Origin of the sequence: Thioclava sp. JE_KL1 (genome assembly GCF_009296265.1) — a bacterium.
Classification (GTDB): domain Bacteria; phylum Pseudomonadota; class Alphaproteobacteria; order Rhodobacterales; family Rhodobacteraceae; genus Thioclava.
Window position 1 is genome coordinate 380,139 of sequence record NZ_WBJS01000001.1, and the last position, 20,606, is coordinate 400,744.

Below are 20,606 nucleotides of genomic sequence, written 5' to 3' on the forward strand. Positions count from 1 at the left end.
TTGGGCGATCCATGTTATATTCAGGCCCGCGACAGGAAATTGCCCGAGTCCCCTCGGGCGCGACAGAAACGGAAATCTTATGGCCTTTTATCGTTCCCGTAGATCCACCCATGGCCGCAACATGGCGGGCGCGCGCGGTCTGTGGCGCGCCACCGGCATGACCGATGACGACTTCGGCAAGCCGATCATCGCGGTCGTGAACTCCTTCACGCAGTTCGTGCCGGGTCACGTCCACCTCAAGGACCTCGGCCAGATGGTCGCGCGTGAGATCGAGAGCGCAGGCGGCGTCGCGAAGGAATTCAACACCATCGCCGTCGATGACGGGATCGCGATGGGCCATGACGGGATGCTCTATTCGCTGCCCTCGCGCGAAGTGATCGCCGACTCTGTCGAATACATGGTCAACGCGCATTGCGCCGATGCGATGGTCTGCATCTCGAACTGCGACAAGATCACCCCCGGCATGATGATGGCCGCGATGCGCCTGAACATTCCGGTGATCTTCGTTTCCGGCGGCCCGATGGAGGCCGGCAAGGAAGGCGCGGAAATCATCGGTCACGACCTCGATCTGGTCGATGCGATGGTCGCGGCAGCCGACGACAAATATTCCGACGAGGACGTGCTCGCGATCGAGAAGGCCGCCTGCCCGACCTGCGGGTCGTGCTCGGGCATGTTCACTGCGAACTCGATGAACTGTCTGGCCGAGGCGCTGGGTCTGGCGCTGCCGGGCAACGGCTCGATGCTGGCCACGCATGCCGACCGCAAGGAGCTGTTCCTCGAGGCGGGCCGCAAGATCGTCGAGATCACGCGCCGCCATTACGAGCTGGAAGACAAGGGCCTGCTGCCGCGCGAGATCGCGACGTTTGAAGCCTTCGAGAACGCGATGAGCCTCGATATCGCGATGGGCGGGTCCACGAATACCGTGCTCCACCTGCTGGCGATCGCGCATGAGGGCAAGGTCGACTTCACGATGGAAGACATCGACCGCCTCTCGCGCAAGGTTCCGGTGTTCTGCAAGGTCGCGCCGGCGAAGCAGGACGTCCACATGGAAGACGTCCACCGCGCCGGCGGCATCATGGGTATCCTTGGCGAGATGAACCGCGCCGGTCTGATCCATCAGGACGTGCGCACCGTGCATTCGGAAACGATGGCCGAGGCGCTATCGAAATGGGACGTGATGGTTGCCAATGACGACGCAACGGATCAGTTCTACCGTGCGGCCCCGGGTGGCGTGCGCACCACGCAGGCCTTCTCGACCGAGAACCGCTACAAAGAGCTCGACCGCGACCGCGAAAACGGCGTTATCCGCACGGCGGAACATGCCTTCTCGCAGGATGGCGGTCTGGCGGTGCTCTACGGCAACATCGCCGAGCAGGGCTGCATCGTGAAAACCGCGGGCGTCGACGACTCGATCCTGAAGTTCTCGGGCCCCGCGAAAGTGTTCGAGAGCCAGGACGACGCGGTGTCGGGCATCCTGACCGGCAAGGTCGTCGAGGGCGAAGTGGTCATCATCCGCTACGAGGGCCCGCGCGGCGGTCCGGGGATGCAGGAAATGCTCTACCCGACCTCCTACCTCAAATCGAAGGGCCTCGGCGCGAAATGCGCGCTGCTGACCGACGGGCGGTTCTCGGGTGGCACTTCGGGCCTCTCGATCGGCCATGTCAGCCCGGAAGCGGAAGAAGGCGGCACGATCGGCCTCGTCGAGACCGGCGATATCATCGAGATCGACATCCCGAACCGCACGATCAACCTCGCCGTGGCCGACAATGTTCTGGCCGCGCGGCGTGAGGCGATGGGGCCGCTGCCGTGGAAACCGGCAGAGCCGCGCAAGCGGGCTGTCTCGACCGCACTCAAGGCCTATGCGCTGCTGGCCAGCTCGGCGGCGAAGGGTGGCGTGCGCATCCTGCCCGAGTGATCGCACCCTAACGCGAATTGGAACGGCCGCCTCTCGGGGCGGCCGTTTTCATTCAGGCGGCATCGCTTTCGGGCAGGCTTTCTTCCCAACCGAGCCGCTTGCGGATCGCATGGGCGAGATAGCTCATCGCCAGGGCCGAGGCCCCGCCCAGGACCGTGCCCGCGAACCGACCCCAAGCGTTCGACAAAGGTGCATCATTGCCCATCGAGACCATCACGACGATCAGCGCGGTCAGGAAGGCCACGAAGGTCGGGTAATGCGCGGGCGGCGCGAACAGGATCGCAGTCACGCCGAAGATCACATAGAGCCCCGGCATCACGAAACTGTCTGGCCCCAGCCACAGCACAAGCAGGCTCGCCCCCAGCCCGCCTGCGAGGGTTGCGAGGCTGCGCACCAGCACCCGGTCCCATGTCATGCCGGGACGCGGGCGCAGCATCAACAGCGCCGAGAGTGGCGCCCAGTAGGGGTGATTGATCGAGAAAGCCACTGCGATCCCGTAGGACAAGCCCACCGCGCCCATCGCCTGCAGCCCCTGACCGATCAGCGAGTTGAGCGGCGCAACGCCATCAGGCGGCACTTGCCCATCGAGCTTCGGCCCCGTCTTCGGTGCGAAGTGTTTCCAGATCACCCGAACCGCCTCTTCCACCGCCAGGACCCAGACCATCGCGCCGCCGACGGCGAGCAGTACCGGCCCGGGCGACGGGATGAACTGCACGAGGAAGGTCGAGAGCGAGAAGAACAGCCAGCTTTGCAGAAACAGCCACCACAGGCTCATATCCCGGCGCGACAGAAGGCCCACGGCAAAGGCGCCAAGCAACATCCCCGGCACGCTCAGCGCGACGCCGCCTATCATGACCTTCGCGGCGATCATCCCCGCAAAGATCCCGACCAATTTGCCCGCAATGTCGAGGAAGGTGACCGGCCAGCGCCGATTACGGATCGACTTGCCCTGCCCTGTCGAGGTGGCGAAGCCCGCGCCAAGCGCCGCGAGTTCCTGACCGCGCGGCAGATCGAGCGACAGCACGATCGCGACCAGCCCGCTCAGCGCAAGCGCCGCGGGCAAGCCGCGCGACCAGTTCAGCTTCTGAAGTTGCGTAGGGGAGATAGTCACCAATTGCACCGCGTAACACCTTTCGATGCAGGCAAAGCGCCTTACCGACGCGCTGGTTCCCCGCTAGACGCCGATCCGGTCCAGAAGCCCCGCCACCATTCCGTGATGGCCCGAACCGAACAGGCGCAGATGCACCAGCGCGGGCCAGAGCTGGTAGATCGCCCGGCGCGCCTGCCAGCCGGGTTCAAGCGCGCCGTAACCAGCGGCGAATTCCGGCCCCGGCGCGCCGAAGAGATGGAGCATCGCGAGATCGACCTCGCCGTCACCGTGATAGCAGGCCGGGTCGATCAGCCCGCTCAGGTGCCCTTGGTCGGCCAGCACATTGCCCGCCCAGAGATCGCCATGCAGCAAGGACGAGAACGGGCGCGGCGGCAGATGCTCGTCGATCTGGTCCGCCAGTTTCTCGACACGGCGGGCGAGTGGCGCGGGCAATTCGTGCAGCGACGGGCGCAGCCGCGCCTCGGCCCAGAATTCGGGCCATGTCGGGCGCGCTGCGTTCGGGATCGGCACCGGGCCGAAGGCGTAATCGTCGGACCAGCCGTAGGGCGCCTCATCCGGTGCCCCAGCCGCGCGGTGCTGGCGCCGAAGCATCTCGCCCAGTTCCAGCCACCCCGCGCCCCGCAGCCCACCGCTCTGCGGCAAAGCCTCCATCACGAGGCAGCCCCGAGAGGCCGCGATCACCTTCGGCACCCGCGTGCCCGCCTCAGCGAGCGCACGCAGCATCTCCGCCTCGATCTCGGGGTGAGGCCCGCCCTTCACGATCACCCGCTCTCCGGTCGGCAGGTCCAACGCCAGCACTGGGCTCAGATCACCACCCGCCAGCGGCTCGGCCCGTCGCGGCGTGATTTCCAGCAGGCGCGCGGCCTCTGCCAATATCCGCGCCGTTTCGTCCATGTCGCCCTCCTGTTTTCGGTCGTTTGCCTTTTCTTGCGGCACCACAGGCGAATATCCGCTCTGTACGACAGGATTACGGTTGCGTGACGGGTTCCATCCGGTGCAAATGCCCAATGTTGCCGTCGATCAGCCTCCCCGTGGCGGGTCAGCCCTTCGTGCAGCATAGACATTTTGGACGCCTTCGTGCCGAGGCAATGCGTGCAGCGCGCTCGGGCCGGAGGATTTGTCCGTTTCTGTCCCTCGGGGGGCAACACGAGACCCTGACGGAGATATCCCCACACTCGTCTCCGTCGGGTAGCAGCCGCCGCGAACCCCTTGCGGCGGCTGCGTCTAGCCCCGCCCCGGTCAGCGCAGGAAGTTGTCGCGCATCAGCGAAACCACCTCATCGGCGCGCCCGTTGAGCACCGCCTTCACGCCAAAGAGCGCGGTCGAACCCACCTGCGCCGGTTTGATCTTCGGTGGCATCACCAGCTCCATCCGGTTCACCTTCACGTCGAGCAGCGCAGGCCCCGGTGCGGCAAGCCAGTCGCGCACCGCGCCGTCGAGGTCGGTCGCGCTCTCGACCCGCATCCCCTCCATCCCGATCGCCCGCGCCATCGCGCCGAAATCGGGATTGTGCAGCTCGGTGAAGGCGTCGAGCATCCCCTCCACCCGCTGTTCCATCTCGACGAAGCCAAGCGAGGCGTTGTTATAGACCAAGAGCTTCACCGGCAGCTTTTCCTGCACCAGCGTCAGCAGATCGCCCATCAGCATGGTCATCCCACCATCGCCGCACATCGCGATCACCTGCCGCTCGGGGTAGGCCTCCTGAATGCCCAGCGCCTGCGGGTAAGCATTCGCCATCGTCCCGTGCAGCAGCGAGGTCAGGAAGCGCCGCGACCCGTTGGCCGACAGGTGACGCAGCAGCCAGACCATGGGCGAGCCGCCATCCGCAGTGAAGATCGCATCCTTCGCCGCGAACCGGTCGAGCAACTCGGTCAGGTGCTGCGGGTGGATCAGGCTCGGGTCGGGTTCCTCGGCGCTATCGAGGTAGCCTTTGAGATCCTCGGCATAGCTCTTGAGCGCCCGGTCGAGATGCTTGCCGGGTTCACGCTGAGCGAGACGCGGCAGCAGCGCGTCGATCGTGTCGCCGACATCGCCGACGAGCCCCAGATGGATCGGCGCCCGGCGACCCAGTCGCGTGGGGTCGATATCGAGCTGCACGATCTTGGCCTTGCCGGGATAGAACTGCGTATAGGCGAAATCGCTGCCCAGACAGAGCAGCAGATCGCAATCGCCCACCGCCTCCATGCCGGCGCGGTTGCCGAGGATCCCGGTCATGCCGACATTGTTGGGCATGTCCGGCTCGATGAATTCCTTGGAGCGCGTGGTATGCGCGACCGGGGCGGCCAGCCGCTCGGACAGCGCGCGGATCTGCGCCTGCGCGCCGCGCGCGCCGATGCCGGCATAGATCGTGATCCGCTCGGCCGCGTCGATCATCTTGGTCAGCTCGTGCAGCTCGGCCTCGGAGGGGCGCACCATCGGCCGGGCGCGGTTCACCGCCCATTGCAGCTCGTCCTTCGAGGTCTCGCGGAACATGTCGCCATTGACCACGATCACCGCGACGCCGTTCTTCGCCAGCGCGGCCTGCGCCGCCTGCGCGGTGATCCGGCGCGCCTGATCGGGGTGGCTGATGCGTTCGCAAAAGACCGAAGTCTGTTCGTAGATCTTCTTCTGGTCGACCTCCTGGGGAAAGCCCAACCCCTCTTCGGCGCGCTCGATATTGGACGCGATCAGCACCATCGGCGCGCCGTTGCGGTGGCTCTCGAAGATGCCGTTGACGAAATGCAGGCTGCCCGGCCCGGTCGTGCCCGCGCAGACCGAGAGCTCCCCGGTCATGTAGCTTTCGCCGCCCGCGGCCAGCGCGCCGACCTCTTCATGGCGCACATGCACCCAGTCGAGATCCGAGCGGCGCACAGCGTCGGTGAAGTGGTTGATCGTGTCGCCCACGATCCCGTAGACGCGCCGCGCCCCCGCCGAAACGAGGGTTTCGGCGATGATGTCGGATACGCTCTTGCTCATGTCAGGCCTCTTTCAATTCGGCTTTGTGATGCAGGCTGGTGCGCTTGGCATTGAGGTCGATGCGCGGCTTGAAGCTGTCGGCATCGGCCGCTTCCCACCAGTCCGCGTAATCGGTGCTGCCCGGATCGTCGTTGAGGATGTTCGCGGGCAAAAAGGGATAAATCTTGTCGATGGTGCGGGCCTCGCGCACGGCAGTGCGGTGCACGATGTGATGGGGCTGCAGCTCGCTCGGATGCTCCAGCCCGGCGGCTGCGACGATGTCGGCGAGCGCCTCCAGCGTCTTGGCATGAAAGCGCGCCGCGCGGGGGCCCTGCACCTCGGGCACGAGGCCGCGCTGACGGCTCTTGTCCTGCGTCGTCACTCCGGTCGGGCAGGTGCCCAAGTGGCACCGCTGCGCCTGAATGCAGCCGATGGAGAACATGAAGGCCCGCGCGGCATTGCACCAATCCGCTCCGATCGCGAGGTTCTGCGCCAGCCCATAGCCGGAATAGACTTTGCCGGACGCCGCCAGCCGCACCTTGTCCTTCACGCCCGCGCCGACCAGAGCGTTGCGCATCAGAACGAGCCCGTCGATCAGCGGCATGCCCACGTGATCCGACAGCTCCAGCGGCGCGGCCCCGGTGCCGCCCTCGGCTCCGTCGACGACGACGAAATCCGGATAGATGCCGGTCTTCTGCATCGCTTTGACAACCGCGAAGGCCTCATGCGGCTGACCGATGCACAGCTTGATGCCCACCGGTTTGCCGCCCGAGAGATCACGCATATGTGCCGCGAATTCCATCATTTGTGCGGGCGTCGAAAACGCCTTGTGGCCGCGCGGCGAGAGGCAATCCTGATGCGCGGGCACCTTGCGGGTCTCGGCAATCTCTTCGGTGACTTTCGCCGCAGGCAGCAACCCGCCGTGACCGGGTTTCGCGCCCTGGCTCAGCTTGATTTCGGTCATCTTGACCTGATCGCGGCTAGCCTGATCCCTGAATAGATCGGGATCGAAATTCCCCGCATCGTCGCGCGCCCCGAAATAGCCCGAGCCCAGTTCCCAGACGATGTCGCCACCGTGGCTCTGGTGATAGGGCGAGAAGCCCCCCTCGCCCGTATCGTGGTAGAACCCGCCCTGTTTCGCGCCAAGGTTCAGCGCCTCGACCGCCTTGGCCGACAGCGCCCCGAAGGACATGGCCGAGATATTGAGCACCGACGCCGAATAGGGCTTGGCGCATTGGTCGTTGCCGACCTTCACGCGGGGGCTTTTGTCGGGATGCTCAGCGGGCGCGATGGAATGGTTCACCCATTGGTATTCGGCACCTTCCACGTCGCGCTCAGTGCCGAAGGGATGGGTGTCGGTCTGGCCCCGCGCGCGGGCATGAACGAGGTTGCGCGCCTCGTAGGGGTAGGGTTTGCCCTCCAGGTCGCCCTCGACGATATAGGCGCGTAGGAAAGGCCGCAGATCGTAGGCGAGCCAGCGGATGCGCGCCGCGCCCGGATAGTTGCGCGTGATCGTCCAGTCCTTCTGGAAATAGTCATAAAGGCTGAGCACCAGAAGCGGCACCGTCACAAGCAAAAGGATCAGCCACCAAGGGCTGATCCAGACGGCCAGCGCGAGCGCCAGCAGAGACAACACGAACGAGCCGAGAGGGACGATGTTGCGCACGATGCTGTTCATGGCGTCCCTCCGGCTCTGCGTGGCTTATACTGGCGCCTTGGCGCCTTTCGGCCCAACCAGCAGCCAGATGATGAAGCCGATAATCGGCAGGATGACGATCAACAGGATCCACAGCACTTTCTTGCCGGTGGATTCGCCCGAGCCAAGGATCGACACGATGGCCCAGATATCGAGGATGAGGACGACGAGGCCCCCGATCATGCTCAGCATAACTTCACTCCTTTATCGGTTTTTTCCGGCACTTACCGGCGTTCCTTGGCAGGGAAACTTGCGCCTTCAGCGCTTTGTTCCCTGCTTTCCCCGTTTCAAGCGGAAGTGATTGATCACCGAGGTGGCCGCGCGCGTAGGGCGGCCGCCTTGGCATTGGGATCGCGCCTTCGGCTCAGCGCCCCGGCGTCAGCTTGCGGATCAGGACGTAGAAGGCGGGCACCATGAAGACGCCGATGAAGGTCGCCGCCGCCATGCCCCCCAGCACGCCGATGCCGATCGCGTTCTGCGCCGAGGCCCCTGCCCCGGTCGCAATCGCCAGCGGCACCACGCCCAACATGAAGGCGAGCGAGGTCATCAGGATCGGGCGCAGGCGGAGCCGCGCCGCCTCGATGGTCGCGGGGATCAGCTCCTTGCCCTCGGCCTCCAGGTTCTTGGCGAATTCCACGATCAGGATCGCGTTCTTCGCCGCAAGGCCGATCGTCGTGAGGATGCCCACCTTGAAGTAGACGTCATTCGACTGCCCGAAGACCCAGGCCGAGACCAGCGCCCCCAGCACCCCCACCGGCACGGCGAGCATCACCGAAAGCGGGATCGACCAGCTCTCGTAAAGCGCGGCAAGGCAGAGGAAGACCACCAGCACCGACAGCGCGTAAAGGTAGGGCGCCTGATCGCCCGACTGGCGTTCCTGATAGCTCAACCCCGTCCAGGCAACCGCGTAGCCGCCGGGCAGGTCACTGACCAGCTGCTCCATCGCGTCCATCGCCGCGCCGGAGCTTGCGCTGTCCGAAGCCTGACCCGAGATCTCGATCGCATTGGCCGCGTCATAGCGCGACAGTCTCGGTGCGACGGAAACCCATTTCGTCGTCGCGAAGGATGAGAACGGCACCATTTCACCGGAGGCGTTGCGCGCATACCAAGTGTCGATATCCTCCGGCTGCATCCGGTAAGGCGCATCGGCCTGCACGATCACCGGGCGCAGATTGCCGTTGAGATCGAAGTCGTTCACCGATCTGCCGCTGAAGATCACCGAGAGCATCGAATTGAGATTGCTCAGCGTCAGCCCGAAGCTTTCAGCCTTCTGCTGGTCGATATCGAGCTGCAGCGCCGCCTTGTTCTCGTCGCCGCTGACGCGGACATTGGTCAGGCGGCTGTCGGATTTCGCCGCGGCCACGAGCTGCTCGCCCACCTCCTTCAGGGCCGTCGTGCCGTTATTGCCCTGATCCACCAGATACATCTGGAAACCCGAGGAGTTGCCGATCCCGCGGATCGCGGGCGGTTGCAGGAAGAAGACCTGCCCCGCGCGCAGCCCCGCGAAATGCGCATTGGCCCGGCCCGAGATGGCGGCAGCGGTCTGATCCGCGCCGGTGCGGTCATCGAAATCCTTCAGCTTGGCGAAGACCATCGCGGTGTTCTGCCCGCCGCCGCCGAAGGAGAACCCGAGCGTCGCGAAGACCGAGGACACGTCGGATTTCTCCTGCGTCAGCAGGTATTGCGTGATCTGATCGACGACATCCGAGGTCTGCGCCGTGGTCGACCCCTCGGACAGATTCACCATCGCCATCAGCACGCCCTGATCCTCTTGCGGCAGGAAGGACGAGGGCAGCCGGGTCATCACGCCCCACGCGCCCGCGAGCACCAGCACGAGAACCAGCGCCATCAGGAAAGGTTTGCGCACGATCCGGGCCACAGCGCTGGCGTAACCGCCCTGCATCTTCGTGAAGCCCGTGTTGAAGGCGCGCGCAGGCGCAATCGCGCGACCCGTCGAAGGCCGCAGCAGCTTTGCCGCCAGCGCAGGCGTCAGGATCAGCGCGACCACGGCAGACAGCACCATCGCGGTGATGATCGTCACAGAGAACTGTCTATAGATCACCCCCGTCGAACCCGGGAAGAACGCCATCGGCAGGAACACCGCCGACAGCACCAGCGCCACCCCGATCAGCGCGCCGGTGATCTGGGACATGCTTTTCTCGGTCGCCTTAAGGGGGCTGAGGCCCTCCTCCTCCATCACGCGCTCGACATTCTCCACCACGACGATCGCGTCATCGACCAGCAGACCGATCGCGAGCACCATCGCGAACATGGTCAGCGTGTTGATCGAATAGCCCGCGACCAGCAACACCGCGAATGTGCCCAGCAGCACCACCGGAACCGCGACGATCGGGATCAATGTCGCGCGCCATTTCTGCAAGAAGACGAGGATCACCAGCAGCACCAGCACGATCGCCTCGGCCAGCGTATGATAGACCTTCTCGATGGAAAGCTGCACGAAGGGCGAGGTGTCGTAGGCGATCTGGAATTCGACGCCTTCGGGCAGCGACGAGGACATGCGATCCAGCGTCGCACGCACCGCCGAGGCCGTATCCACCGCATTCGCGCCGTTCGCGAGGTTCACGCCGAAGCCCGCTGCGTTCATGCCATTGAACTTGGAGTTGCTGCCGTAATCCTCTTGTCCGATCTCGATACGCGCGACATCGCCCAGATAGACCGCCGAGCCGTCGGCCTCGGTCTTCAGAAGGATCTTCTCGAACTGCTCGACCGAGGTCAGCTGGCTCTGCGCGGTGATGGTCGCGGTAAATTGCTGCCCTTCGGTGGTGGGCAGATCGCCGAGCGAACCGACCGAGACGGTCGTGTTCTGCGCCTGCACGGCCGAGGTCACGTCGGTCGGCGTCAGCTGATATTGCTCGAGCTTGTAGGGATCGAGCCAGACCCGCATCGCGTAGCCCGAGCCGAAGACATTGATCCCGCCCACGCCCGAGGTGCGCTCGATCGCGCCTTTCACTTCGGTGTCCAGAATGTTGCCCAGCTCGACGGTCGAATATTTCCCATCGGTCGAGACCAGCGCGCCGACCATCAGGATATCCGAGGACGAGCGCGACACGCTCACCCCGGAGGTCTGCACCGCATCGGGCAGCGAATTCTCGACCTTGCGGATCTTGGTCTGCACCTCGTTCTCGGCATCGATCGGATCGACCGAGCCGTCGAAGGTCAGCGTCAGGCGTGCCGAACCCTGATTGGACGAGCTCTCCATGTAGAGCAGCCCGTCGAGCCCGGTGAGCGAGTCCTCAATCGGCGTCGTCACCGAGTTCTCGACCGCCTGCGCGGTAGCCCCGGAATAGCTGGCGGAAATGCGGATCGTGGTCGGCGCGACTTCCGGATATTGCGACACGGGCAGCTGGGTGATCGCGTAGCCACCGGCGAGCATCGTCACCAGCGCGAGCACGATCGCGAAGACGGGGCGATGGATAAAGAAACGGATCATGTTGCGCTTACTCCGCCTTCGCCGTGTCGGCGGTATTGTCGGAGCTATCCGTGGCATCCTTCACAACGCCCTGCGCGTTGATCGTCACCGGCACCGTCTCGATCTCGGCCCCGTCGCGCAGGTTCTTCAGCCCGTCGAGGATCACCTGATCGCCGCTCTCGATGCCGTCGGTCACGATCCACGCGTTCTGATAGGTGCCCGCCGTCGTGAGCGTCACTTTCTTCGTCGCGCCATCGGCGGCGATGAAGGCCGAAAGCGAGCCATCCCCTTCCCGCGTCGTCGCGCGCTGCGGCACGAGGATCGCCTGCGTCGTGCCCAACGTGATCTTCGCGCGCAGGAACTGTCCCGGCAGGATCATTCGCTCGGCATTGTCGAACTTGAACCGGAAATCCACCGTGCCCGTCGTCGAGGAGACAGTCGCACCGGGGCTGACAAGCGTGCCGGTGCCGTCATATTCCTCACCGGTCTCCAGCAGCAGCGAGACCTTCAGTTGGTCCCCTCGCTGCAGCGTGCCCTGATCGATCCGCTGGCGCACCCGCATGATCCGCGCCGCACTTTCCGAGACATCGACATAGATCGGATCGAGCCGCGTCACCGTCGTCAGCGCATCGGACTGGTTCGCAGTAACCAGCGAGCCGACCGAGACGTTGGCCACATCCGGATAGCCGTCGATCGGCGAGCGGATCACCGTGCGGTCGAGGTTGAGCTGCGCGGTCTGCAGATCGGCCTCGGCACTCAACGCTGAGGCCTTGGCTTGGGCCAGCGTGACCCTGGCCGTCTCCAGATCGCTCACCGAGATCGAGGTCTTCTCAAGCTTGGTGTAGCGGTCCACCTGCGACTGCGCGGCCTGCACATTGGCGTCGGCGCTCGCCTTCTCGGCCTCGGCTGCGGTCAGTTCGGCCTGATAGGTATCGTCGTCGATGTGAAACAGCGCGTCGCCCGTCGCGACCTTATGGCCCGCCTCGTAATCGATCGAGGCGATGGTACCCGCGACGCGCGGGCGGATATCGGTCTGCTCAAAAGCCACCGCGCGGCCCGGCAGGGTGACGGTATAGGGCACCGATTGCGTCTCGACCTGCTTCACGCCGACCTCGGTCGGGCCTTGAGTGCCACCCGGCATTCCTTGCGCCAGCGCCTGCGCGGCGAACCCGCCGGCAAGCAGCATCCCAAGCGCGGCGCGCCGCGTCATCCGACCAATACACATACTGAAACTCCTGTCCGCAGTCCGGTTTTCCCGGCGTTGTTCCGTTTCTACGATAGGCCCGCGCTGTTCTGTCGCCACTCGCGCGCGGCCAGAAATGCAAAAACTAATGCTGCGAGCCGTGAAGGCGCGGGATTAAAGACCCGCCTTACCTATTGTTTTACCGAGAAATTTTTTTGCGCCAACGCAGCCGCTCGAGATCTCCGCGCCACAATTCCATTGTCAAGTCGCGCCCTTCACGGAGTTCACGTATTCGCGAGATGCAGGCCGCAAACCGCCTCGCGAGCGCATCGCATAAAAAAGGGGCGCCGGTGGCGCCCCTCTCGATCCCTGTCCGAAGCAGTTCACAGCGTGATGCGGTAGAGCGCGAAGCCCCCCTCGCCATCGCCTGCGGGCTCGATATCCAGCCCGCGCGATTTGACGTCTTCGAGATAGTCCTGCGCTTTCGGGCCGGTCTCGAACAGCACCGTGGCGCCCCCGGCAGGCGCGAAGGACCAGTTGGCGTCGGCCTTCGGGTTGATCGTGCCCTTGTCGTGGATGTAGCGCACGATCACGTCGCGGTTGGTGTCGGGCGCGCGGTAGATCACCGTCGAGCCATCCGCGCCGGGGAAGCTGCCGCCACCCGACGCGCGATAGTTGTTCGTGGCGATCACGAACTCGGCCTTCGGGTCGATCGGCTTGCCGTCATATTTCAGATCGACGATGCGGTTCGTATCGGCGTTCACCACCGCACCGTCCTTGTCGAACTTGGCGGGCTGGGTGATGTCGATCTGATAGGTCACCCCGTCGATCACGTCGAAATTATAGGACGGGAAATCGGGGTTCAGCAGCTTGGCATCCTTCGCGCCGGGCTCAACCTGATTGAACATGCCCGCCGAGCGCTCCAGCCAGTCCTTCACCTGCGCGCCGGTGACCTTCACCGCCTGCAACGTGTTCGGATAGAGGTAGAGGTCGGAGACGTTCTTGATCGCCACCGGGCCTTTTGGGACATCGGTGAAGTAATCCGGGCCGCCGCGCCCGCCCGCCTTGAACGGCGCTGCAGCCGACAGAAGCGGCAGCTTGCCTTCGGGCGTGCCCTCCAGCAGCTTCTTCACATACCAAAGCTGCGCATTCGAGACGATCTGCACGGACGGGTCGTCAGCCACCAGCGCGAAGTAGGAGTAAAGCGGCGCCTCAGTCTCGCCCACCTTGGCGCGGACATATTTCAGCGTCTCTTCATGCACCTGATCGGTGGCGGCGAGGATCGGCTTGTAATCGGTGGTGAGCGGCGTGATCGAACGATCCTCTCCGCGCGCGAAGATTGGGCGGATCTCGGAGGTATGGGTGTCGATCTTCCACTTGCCGCCGTCGCGGCTCAGCATCAGGTCGATCAGGCCCATATGGTTGCCCCAGAAGCCCGCCTGCACCGCCGGCTTGCCCTGCAGCGTGCCCTTGTCATTGTCGATGCCGGGGCCAGAGAAATCCTTGCCGGGGAAGTTCAGGTGCTGGTGCCCGGTGATCACCGCATCGATGCCGTCCACACCCGCGAGGTAGAAGGCCGCGTTCTCCATCCCGTCGCTTTGCGGGCCATTGTCGATGCCCGTATGGGCGAGCGCCACGATGAGATCGGCGCCCTCTTCCTTGATCTGCGGCACCCAGGCTTTCGCGGCCTCGACGATATCGCGGGTCTGGTAGTTGCCCTCGAGATGCGCACGGTCCCATTGCATGATCTGCGGCGGGACGAAGCCAATCACGCCGATGCGGATCGGCATCTTGTTCCCCGCCCCGTCGGTCAGGTCGCGATCGAGGATCAGGTAGGGCGGCAGGTAGAGGTTGTCCTCTCGCGGGGAAGCCCCGAGCTTATGGGCGAAATTCGCGCAGACCATCGGGAAGTTCGCGCGGTCGTTCACCTTCTTGAGGAAATCCATTCCGTAGTTGAATTCGTGATTGCCCAGCGTGCCGCAATCGTAGCCCAGCAGGTTCATGCCCGCGATGACCGGGTGGGTGTCGCCCTCCTTCATCCCCTTGGAATAGGCGATGTAATCGGCCATCGGGTTGCCCTGCATGTAGTCGCCATTGTCGAACATCATCGTGTTGGCGGCCTCCGCGCGCACCCCCTGGATGAGCGTCGCGGTGCGCGACAGGCCGACCGTGTCGACGGGCTTGTCGGCGTAATAATCGTAGGGCCGGATGTGGCAGTGAACATCGGTGGTGCACAGAAGGCGCAGGTGGGCCTGCCCTTCGGCGGCGCGCGCGGTGAACGGGTGGACCAGCGTGAGACCGCCCGCAGCGGTAGTAGTGATCAGGAATTGGCGACGCGAAATAAGCGACATAAGGGGGATCCTCCGAGACAATTGGCTCCTTGTCGGAGCGCTCTATCCGAGGATCGTAACAGTGCTTTGACCGTCCGGATAAATATCCCGACGTAAGCTCGCACAAATTGGTGTGAGCGGGCGGGAAAACCCCGCCCGCCGCACAAGAATTCAGCTCTCCGAGAGCACCGCCTGCACTTCCGCAGCAGGGCCGGGGTGGTGGCAGAAGACCTGCCGTCCGGCGACCTCTTCGGTGGGCGGGGTCGTGGCGCAAATTTCGCTCGCACGCGGGCAGCGAGTGCGCAGCGGGCAGCCCGATGGCGGGTTGAGCGGGCTCGGCAGATCGCCTTCCAGCGCGATCAGCACCTTGTTGCGCTCGATCTCCGGGTCGGGGATCGGCACCGCCGACAGAAGCGCCTGCGTATAGGGGTGCTGCGGCTCGGCGAAGAGCTTCTCGGTCGCGCCCGCCTCCATCATCTGCCCCAGATAGAGCACCATCACCTCGTCGCAGACATGGCGCACGACGCTCAGGTCATGGGCGATAAAGATGATCGTGAGCCCAAGATCGCGGCGCAGGTCTTCGAGAAGCGCGATCACCTGCGCCTGAATCGAGACGTCGAGCGCGGAGACTGGCTCGTCGCAGATCAGGAGCTTCGGCTCCACCACCAGCGCGCGGGCGATGCCGATACGCTGACACTGACCGCCCGAGAACTCATGCGGGTAGCGGTTGATCTGGTTCGGCAACAGGCCGACCTTTTCCATCACCTCGCGGACCTTCTCCTTGCGCTCCGTGCGGCCCATCTTCGGGCGATGGGTGCGCAGCGGCTCGGCGATGATCTCGCCCACGGTCATGCGCGGGTCGAGCGAGGCCAGCGGATCCTGAAAGATCATCTGGATGTCGGAGCGGTATTTCAGCATCTGGCGCGGCGAGAGCGGCAGAAGGTCCGTCGTGCCCTGCCAGATGATCTCGCCCTCGGCGGGCAGCATCTGGATCAGCGCGCGGGCCAGCGTGGACTTGCCGCAACCGGACTCGCCCACGATGCCGAGGGTCTTGCCCTGCTCGAGCTTGAAGCTCACGCCATTGACCGCGCGCAGCTTCGGCGGCTCGGTCCAGGGCAGGTCCGAGGCGCGGCGGATGTCGAAAGTGACCCGAACGTCGCGGGCCTCGATCAGCGGGGTCGTCATGCGGCGGCCTCCTCGATCGTTTCAATGGAACGGTGACAGGCGCGGGCGCGGCCAGGCGCAAACTCCGCCAGCGGCGGCATCACGTCGGCACAGGCCTCTTCGACGAAATCGCAGCGCGGACAGAACGGGCAGCCCTTCGGCGCGCCGGTCATGTTCGGCGGATTGCCCCGGATCGGGGTCATCGCGCGATCCGCATCCAGACGCGGCAGTGCGGCCAGCAAGCCCTTGGTGTAGGGATGGGTCGGGTTGGCGAACAAGGGATCGACGGGCGACTGCTCCATCACCTGACCGCCATACATGACGATCGCGCGCTCGCAGAAGCCCGCGACAACGCCAAGGTCGTGAGTGATCAGCACCGTGGCCATGCCCAGCTCGCGGCGCAGTTCGCCCAGCAGGTCCATGATCTGCGCCTGCACGGTCACGTCGAGCGCGGTGGTCGGCTCGTCCGCGATCAGCACGTCGGGTTTACACAGAAGCGCCATCGCGATCATCACACGCTGGCGCATCCCGCCCGAGAATTCGTGCGGGAAGAGGCGCACGCGGTTCTTCGCGTCCGGGATCTTCACCAGTTCGAGCATTTGCGCAGCTTCGGCCACGGCGGCGCGCTTGCTCAGCCCCTTATGCAGCATCAGCACTTCGGCCATCTGGTCCGAGATGCGCATATAGGGGTTGAGCGCGGTCATCGGGTCCTGAAAGACCATCGAAATCCGGTCGGCGCGCAGCTTGTTCAGCTCGGGTTCGGGCAGGTTCAAAATCTCCCGCCCCTCGAATTTCACCGAGCCCGAGGCCTTACCATTCGCGGCCAGCAGCCCGAGGATCGAGAAGCTGAGCTGCGACTTGCCCGAACCGGACTCGCCCACGATGCCCAGTGCCTCGCCGCGCTCCAATGCGAAGCTGACGCCATTGACGGCGTGCACTTCGCCCTCCTGCGTTCCGAACCGGACGTTGAGGTCGTTGACTTCCAACAATGGCATATCAGCGCTCCTTCGGGTCGAGCGCGTCACGCAGCCCGTCCCCTACGAAATAGAAACCGAACAGGGTGGTGACGAAGAAGAACAGCGGGAAAGCCAGCTGCCACAGCGTGCCGTAGCTCATCGTCCCCGCCCCTTCCGAAATCAGCGCCCCCAGCGATGTCTGCGGCTCTTGCACGCCAAGCCCGAGGAAGGAGATGAAGCTCTCCGTCAGGATCATCAGCGGCACCAGCAGCGTCGCGAAGACCACGACCACGCCCACGAGATTGGGCAGGATGTGACGCCGGATGATCGTCGGCGCAGGCACACCGATGGCGCGCGCGGCTTCCACGTAATCGCGGTTCTTCAGGGTCAGTGTCTGCCCCCGCACGATCCGCGCCATCTCCAGCCACGAGATCAGCCCGACACCCACAAAGAGCATCCCGATGGAGCGGCCATACATGACCAGCAGCAGGATCAGCACGAACATGTAAGGGATCGCCAGCAGGATATCGACGAGGCGCATCATGAACCCGTCGACGCGGCCCCCGAAATAGCCCGAGATCGCACCGTAAACCGTGCCCACGGAAACCGCGATCAGCGTGCCGATCACGCCCACCAGCAACGAGATCTGCGTGCCCTGCACGGTGCGCGCGAACAGGTCGCGGCCCAGATCGTCGGCGCCGAAATAGTGGCCGTTGGCGAAGGACGGCGCGGAGGCCGTGGCATCGCCCATCACGTTGTAGTCGATGTCGGAATTGTTCCACGCTGCGAGCAGGTTGCCGAACAGCGCAAAGGCCACGACGAAGGCCAGCAGCCCCAGCCCGAAGATCGCCGCCTTGTTGTTGAAGAACCGCCGGCGCGCATCCGCCCAGAGCGAGCGGCCCGCCACGTCTTCGCGACTCGTTGCCTCGGCGAGCGAGGTCATCTTGGATTCATCTATGACCATGTCAGTACCGGATTTTCGGGTCGATCCATCCGTAGACGATATCGACGACAAGGTTGAACAGGATGGTCAGCGTGCCCAGCAGGATGGTGATCCCCATCATCACCGCGTAGTCGCGGTTGAGCGCGCTATCCACGAAGCTTTTGCCGATCCCACCGGTGGTGAAATACACGTCCACGATCACCGAGCCGGTGATCATCGAGACAAACGCCGGACCGAGATAGGAGATCACCGGCAGCAGCGCAGGCTTCAGGGCGTGGCGCATGATGATCTTGCGCTTCGGCAGGCCCTTGGCGCGGGCGGTGCGGATGTGGTTCGAGCTCAGCGTCTCCAGCATCGACGAGCGCGTGATCCGCGCGATCGAGGCCATGTAGGAGGTCGAGAGCGCGATCACCGGCATGATCCAGAAGCGCGGATCGTCGAAGCTCCAGCCACCGCCGGGCAGCCAGTGCAGCGACAGCGTGAAGATCAGCACGAGGATCGGCGCCATCACGAAGTTCGGCAGCACCTGCGCGCCGATGGAGATACCCACGGCGAGATAGTCGAGCCAGGAGTTGCGCTTGATCGCCGCGGTCACGCCAAGGGTGACGCCGACCAGAACGGCGGCGATGAAGCTCAGGAAGCCATAGGTCAGCGTGACCGGGAAGCCCTGCGCGATGATGTCGTTCACCGAGCGGTCCTTATACGAGAACGAAGGACCGAAATCGAAATGGGCGACCACGTTCCACAGATAGGTCGCGATCTGCTTCCATAGCGGCTGGTCGAGCCCGTATTTCGCGTTGAGATTGGCGAGCACCTCGGGCGGCACGGCACGTTCGGAGGTGAACGGCCCGCCGGGCGCCGTGTGCATCAGCAAGAAGCTCGCGATGATGAGCACCAGAAGCGTCGGAATCGCGATGGCGAGACGCTTGAGAATGTAGACGATCATAAGAATGTCCCGAAATAGGTCGGGCGGGCCGATTGCGCGGCCCGCCCGTTATCGTTTCAGCCGGCTTACTTCGCGACCTTGTACATGTTCTTCGCGTACCAGTTCAGCTGGACGTTATCGAACGGGTAGCCCTTGATCTGCGGGTTCAGCAGCATCGGCAGCGAGTAGGCGTAGATCGGCGCAAGGGGCATGTCCTCGGCGAGGATCTTCTCCGCCTTGGTGTAGTCCTCCTGCGGATCGGCCGCCGTCTTCGAGTCCTTCATCAGCTTGTCGTAATCGGCGTTCTTCCACTGACCCGAGTTCTGATCCGACCACGAGGTGTTCACGTCGAGATAGGTCGAGGCCTCGTTGTAGTCGGCACACCATGCGGTGCGGGCCACGTCGAAGTCATGCTGACCGTTGAGCTTGTCGAGATAGACCTTCCACTCGTAGTTCTCGAGGGTCGACTTCACGCCGAGCTGCTTCCAGAACTGCTGCACCGCGATCGCGATTTTCTTGTGGTCGGCCGAGGTGTTGTACATGATCCGCAGGTTCAGCGGGTGATCGGGACCGTAGCCAGCTTCCTTCAGAAGCTCCTTGGCTTTGTCCATCCGCTCCTGCTGCGTCATGTCGGCATAAGCGACGTCCGGTGCCTTGAAGTTCGCGGTCGCCCAGTGGGTCCAGGTATAGGCCGGTTTCTGGCCGCCCTTGAGGATCTTGTCGACGATGATGTCGCGGTTGATCGCATAGGACAGCGCCTTGCGGACCTTCACGTCCTTGAGCGCCTCGGGGCCGTTCGGGCCGACGTTGAAGCGGTAGGCATAGACGCAGGAACGCGGCGGGGCGTGAGCCGCATCCGGGTATTCCTTCTTCAGGCGCGGATATTGACCGGCCGGGGTCTGCACGAAGTCCAGCTCGCCCGCCTCGTAGCGCGTCAGCGCCTGGTCGTTATCCTGCATCGGGATGAACTTCAGATCGGTCAGCGTGACGTTCGCGGCGTCGTAATAGGCGTCGTTCTTCGTCAGCTCGATCGAGTTGCCGATTTTCCAGCTTTTCAGCTTGTAGGGACCGTTGACGACCATGTTCTCGGGCTTGGTCCAGTCGGAACCGTATTCCTCGACGACCTTCTGCGGCACCGGGAAGGTCGAGGACAGCACGAGCATCTGGCGGAAATAGGGGATCGCGCTGTCGAGCGTCACCTGCAGCGTGTGGTCGTCGAGCGCCTTCACGCCCAGTTCGCTCGGCTTCTTGTCGCCCGCGATCACGTCATGGGCGTTCTTCACCTGCATTAGCTCGATATACCACGAGTATTGCGAGGCGGTCGCCGGATCGGCGAGACGACGCCATGCATAGACGAAGTCCTGCGCGGTGACGGGATCGCCGTTCGACCACTTCTCGTTACGCAGGTGGAACGTGTAGGTTTTCTTGTCGTCGGACACCTCGTAGCTCGTCGCGAGCGCGGGCACGAGTTTACCGTGATCGTCCTGCTGGTAGAGACCTTCGAACATCTGCTGAAGAACGTCGTTGCCGTCCTTCGAGGTGCTCAGATCGGGATCGAGCGTCTTGAGATCGTCCTGCATCCAGTAGGTGAAGGTCTGGTCAGCGGCGAGCTTGGTGCCTTCGGGCACTTTGCTCGACTGAGCGAGAACGGGTGCGGCGCTGCCCAGCATCAGGGCAAAAGCGGAAATCGCGGCAATCGACTTCAAGGGATACCTCCAGTTTTCCGGGGTCCGGTCGCGCGCAACGCAGGGGTGAGCGCGGGGCCCCGATTTTTCGTTGATGGGGCATCAAGGGCAGGATCGCGGCGCGGCGCAAGTCTGACGTCACGGTGCTCACACCCATGTGAGAGCGCATTTCTCGGAGCTCGGCGAAATCTTTCTGAAACTTGCGTGGCGCCCTTGAAATTTGCAACGAACGCCAAGCTCCGTCGCGTGAGCCAAAGCCCCATCCCGGCCCTCCGCGACCGAATCTCTGCGCCCGCGATACATCCGCTTGCGCGCCTTTCTTCCTATGTATTTT

General features: G+C 64.1%; 14 protein-coding genes. 1 reads left to right on the forward strand and 13 read right to left on the reverse strand.

The features are described from left to right. Window positions 1–79: 79 nt before the first annotated feature. Window positions 80–1,915: a dihydroxy-acid dehydratase gene (ilvD, locus tag F8R15_RS01630; protein ID WP_078519789.1), complete on the forward strand. Its 1,836-nt coding sequence runs from the start codon at window positions 80–82 to the stop codon at window positions 1,913–1,915. A gap of 52 nt (window positions 1,916–1,967) precedes the next feature. Here ilvD and F8R15_RS22040 read toward each other — a convergent pair whose 3' ends face one another. From F8R15_RS22040 to F8R15_RS01695, 13 genes are all read right to left on the reverse strand, one after another. Beyond that, window positions 1,968–3,026: an FUSC family protein gene (locus F8R15_RS22040; protein ID WP_152843098.1), complete on the reverse strand. Its 1,059-nt coding sequence runs from the start codon at window positions 3,024–3,026 to the stop codon at window positions 1,968–1,970. A gap of 63 nt (window positions 3,027–3,089) precedes the next feature. Then, window positions 3,090–3,920: a fructosamine kinase family protein gene (locus tag F8R15_RS01640; RefSeq protein ID WP_152843100.1), complete on the reverse strand. Its 831-nt coding sequence runs from the start codon at window positions 3,918–3,920 to the stop codon at window positions 3,090–3,092. 345 nt (window positions 3,921–4,265) lie between these two features. Beyond that, window positions 4,266–5,981: a thiamine pyrophosphate-dependent enzyme gene (locus F8R15_RS01645; protein ID WP_152843101.1), complete on the reverse strand. Its 1,716-nt coding sequence runs from the start codon at window positions 5,979–5,981 to the stop codon at window positions 4,266–4,268. Between the two features lies 1 nt (window position 5,982). Further along, a complete protein-coding gene (locus F8R15_RS01650; protein ID WP_152843103.1) occupies window positions 5,983–7,638 on the reverse strand; it encodes an FMN-binding glutamate synthase family protein in 1,656 nt (551 codons plus the stop codon). Window positions 7,639–7,662: 24 nt separating this feature from the next. Then, window positions 7,663–7,848, reverse strand: coding sequence for a PLDc N-terminal domain-containing protein (locus F8R15_RS01655; RefSeq protein ID WP_152843104.1), 186 nt, complete (start codon window positions 7,846–7,848; stop codon window positions 7,663–7,665). Between the two features lie 172 nt (window positions 7,849–8,020). Beyond that, entirely contained in the window at window positions 8,021–11,107 is a 3,087-nt protein-coding gene (locus F8R15_RS01660; protein WP_152843105.1) for an efflux RND transporter permease subunit, read from the reverse strand. Window positions 11,108–11,114: 7 nt separating this feature from the next. Continuing rightward, a complete protein-coding gene (locus F8R15_RS01665; protein WP_152843106.1) occupies window positions 11,115–12,311 on the reverse strand; it encodes an efflux RND transporter periplasmic adaptor subunit in 1,197 nt (398 codons plus the stop codon). A gap of 341 nt (window positions 12,312–12,652) precedes the next feature. Next, window positions 12,653–14,620: a bifunctional 2',3'-cyclic-nucleotide 2'-phosphodiesterase/3'-nucleotidase gene (locus F8R15_RS01670; protein WP_152843107.1), complete on the reverse strand. Its 1,968-nt coding sequence runs from the start codon at window positions 14,618–14,620 to the stop codon at window positions 12,653–12,655. A 150-nt stretch (window positions 14,621–14,770) separates the two neighbouring features. Further along, window positions 14,771–15,784 (reverse strand): ABC transporter ATP-binding protein, encoded by a 1,014-nt coding sequence (locus F8R15_RS01675; protein ID WP_152843108.1) that lies wholly within the window; start codon window positions 15,782–15,784, stop codon window positions 14,771–14,773. After that, complete coding sequence (locus tag F8R15_RS01680) at window positions 15,781–16,758, reverse strand: oligopeptide/dipeptide ABC transporter ATP-binding protein (protein ID WP_152843109.1); 978 nt, start codon at window positions 16,756–16,758, stop codon at window positions 15,781–15,783. Before F8R15_RS01680 ends, F8R15_RS01675 begins: the two co-directional genes overlap by 4 nt. A 1-nt stretch (window position 16,759) precedes the next feature. Next, on the reverse strand, window positions 16,760–17,683 hold the full coding sequence (locus F8R15_RS01685) for an ABC transporter permease (RefSeq protein WP_098410238.1): 924 nt from the start codon (window positions 17,681–17,683) through the stop codon (window positions 16,760–16,762). A 1-nt stretch (window position 17,684) separates the two neighbouring features. Further along, the gene (gene oppB / locus F8R15_RS01690; RefSeq protein ID WP_078519800.1) at window positions 17,685–18,608 is read right to left on the reverse strand and encodes an oligopeptide ABC transporter permease OppB; all 924 of its coding nucleotides are present in this window, start codon (window positions 18,606–18,608) and stop codon (window positions 17,685–17,687) included. 65 nt (window positions 18,609–18,673) lie between these two features. Next, complete coding sequence (locus F8R15_RS01695) at window positions 18,674–20,293, reverse strand: peptide ABC transporter substrate-binding protein (protein ID WP_306461382.1); 1,620 nt, start codon at window positions 20,291–20,293, stop codon at window positions 18,674–18,676. Window positions 20,294–20,606 lie beyond the last annotated feature (313 nt).